The following is a 2,381-nucleotide window of genomic DNA, read 5'->3' on the forward strand; positions in this document are numbered from 1 at the left end:
CCTGGACGATGGGCAGCAGCGAACGGGTTGCAAGCGCCGGAGCTTCATCGGTGAGGGTATAGATAATCTTCGGAGTAAGAGACATGATCCTTGAATCTGTTCGGCAGGCGCTAGGCGCAAACCCGAACATGCTATGCGGCCGGAAGCCGGTAGATGTTGTCGGAGAGTGGGTTCGTATGGGCAGGCGCGCGACCGGGACTGGACGCGTTCGCTTTGCCGTCCAAGGTCTGAGCAAACGACAAGGCGGGCGGCTAAGCGGACGCGCCCGGAGGAAATGGTCGGTAAGCGTCTGCCCAACATGGCTGGCGCCTGCCCCTTTTTTTATGGCTGGCCTGGGCTTCCGTGCCGGCGCTGCCGGCAAGATCCTGGGCCGCCTGGGGAAGTGCGACTGCCATGAACCTTCCATTGTAATACCGTGCTACGCCTGCTGCGCAGCAAAACCCGCCGATTCGGCCGGGATAGGGCATAATCGCCCGGCAAATTAAACGGGGACGTATTAATTGGGGCGCGTCGGGCGCCGGCATGCGTTTGACAAAGCGCCGCGCAAGGAGGAAAGTACATCCCCATGAATTTCCGCGCCGTCCGCATTTCGCTGATTATTACCATCATTCCTGGAATGGTGGGTTAGCGCGCGACCGCAAAACAGTCACAGCCACCCGCCCCAAGAGGCGGGTTTTTTGTGGCCGCCTCTGCCGGGCCAGCACACCGAAGCAGAGAGCCAGATGCACCACACCCCGCAAGCCACCCAGCAGACCGCAGCAACGACCGCATTCCAGGACGGCCGTGCCTCGCCGATGGAGTACCTGAGGCAGATCCTGACTGCCAGGATCTACGACATTGCCCGCGAAACCGAGCTGGACCGCGCCCGCGGCCTGTCCGCGCGGCTGGGCAACCCGGTGTACTTCAAGCGCGAGGACAACCAGCCGGTCTTTTCCTTCAAGGTACGCGGCGCCTACAACAAGATGCGCAACACGCCGCAGGCGGCGCTGGAGCGGGGCGTGATCACGGCGTCCGCCGGCAACCACGCGCAAGGCGTGGCGATCTCGGCTGCCAGGATGGGCGTGCGCGCCATCATCGTGGTGCCGCAGACCACGCCGCAGGTGAAGGTGGATGCGGTGAAGGCGCATGGCGGCCCCACGGTGACGGTGGTGCAGGCCGGCGATTCCTATAGCGACGCTTTTGGCCATGCCCAGAAGCTGGCGAACGCGCAGGACCTGACCTTCATCCCGGCATTCGACGATCCCTACGTGATCGCCGGCCAGGGTACGGTGGGCATGGAGATCCTGCGCCAGCATGCCGGCCCCTTGCACGCCGTCTTCGTGCCGATCGGGGGCGGCGGGTTGGCGGCGGGGGTGGCCACCTACATCAAGGCGGTGGACCCGGGCGTCAAGGTCATCGGCGTGCAGACCGAGGATTCCTGCGCCATGTCCCTGTCCATGCAGGTGGGAGAGCGGGTCAATCTGCCCGAGGTGGGCCTGTTCTCGGACGGCACGGCGGTCAAGCTGGTGGGCGAGGAAACGTTCCGCCTGTGCCGTGAATACCTGGACGAGATCATTCTGGTGGATACGGACGCGGTCTGCGCGGCGATCAAGGACGTGTTCCTGGACACCCGCAGCGTGCTGGAGCCGGCGGGCGCGCTGGCAGTGGCCGGGCTGAAGAAGTATGTGGAACGTGAAGGCGTGCAAGGCCAGCCCATGGTGGCGGTGACCTCGGGCGCCAACATGAACTTCGACCGCTTGCGCTTCGTCGCGGACCGCGCCGAGGTGGGCGAGGCGCGCGAGGCGGTCTTCGCCGTGACGGTGCCGGAAGAGCGCGGCAGCTTCCGCCGCTTCTGCAGCGTGATCGGCCAGCGCAGCGTGACGGAGTTCAACTACCGCATCGCCGACGCGCGCACCGCCCACATCTTCGTCAGCATGCAGATCGCGCGGCGCGGCGACGCGGCGGACATCATGGCGGCGCTGCAGGAGCAGGGCTTCTCCGTCGGCGACCTGAGCCACAACGAAGTCTCCAAGCAGCACATCCGCTACATGGTGGGTGGGCGTTCGCCGCTGGCGGCCGGCGAGCGCCTGTTCCGCTTTGAGTTTCCGGAGCGTCCCGGCGCGCTGATGAAGTTCCTGTCCGAGATGGCGCCCAACTGGAACATCAGCCTGTTCCATTACCGCAACCAGGGCACTGAGTTCAGCTCGGCGCTGGTCGGCATCCAGGCGCCGCTGGCGGACAGCGCAGCGCTGGACGCGTTCCTGCGGCAGTTGGGGTACGCCCATACCGAGGAAACCGGCAACGAGGCCTACCGCCAGTTCCTGATCTGAGCGCGCTTGGGTTCAGCCCGGCGCGCAGCCGGGCTTGCGCGGCAGGGCCACGCCCGGCTGCAGGCGCAGCGC

At 65.8% G+C, this 2,381-nt stretch carries 2 protein-coding genes; one reads left to right on the plus strand and one right to left on the minus strand.

What is annotated here, in order from left to right; translation table 11 throughout:
- The coding region (locus tag VIR09_RS31575; RefSeq protein ID WP_414639398.1) for an NADP-dependent isocitrate dehydrogenase at nucleotides 1-85 on the minus strand (85 nt) is incomplete at its 3' end.
- Nucleotides 86-722: 637 nt separating this feature from the next.
- Here VIR09_RS31575 and ilvA point away from each other — a divergent pair.
- Entirely contained in the window at nucleotides 723-2,309 is a 1,587-nt protein-coding gene (gene ilvA, locus VIR09_RS07190; protein WP_332012254.1) for a threonine ammonia-lyase, biosynthetic, read from the plus strand.
- Nucleotides 2,310-2,381: the final 72 nt, after the last annotated feature.

This window comes from Achromobacter sp., from assembly GCF_036567245.1.
GTDB lineage: Bacteria > Pseudomonadota > Gammaproteobacteria > Burkholderiales > Burkholderiaceae_B > Achromobacter.

What these genes read in the sequence shown, in the direction of transcription:
- ilvA (WP_332012254.1), top strand. Translation starts at nt 723, where the DNA reads ATGCACCACACCCCGCAAGCCACCCAGCAGACCGCAGCAACGACCGCA.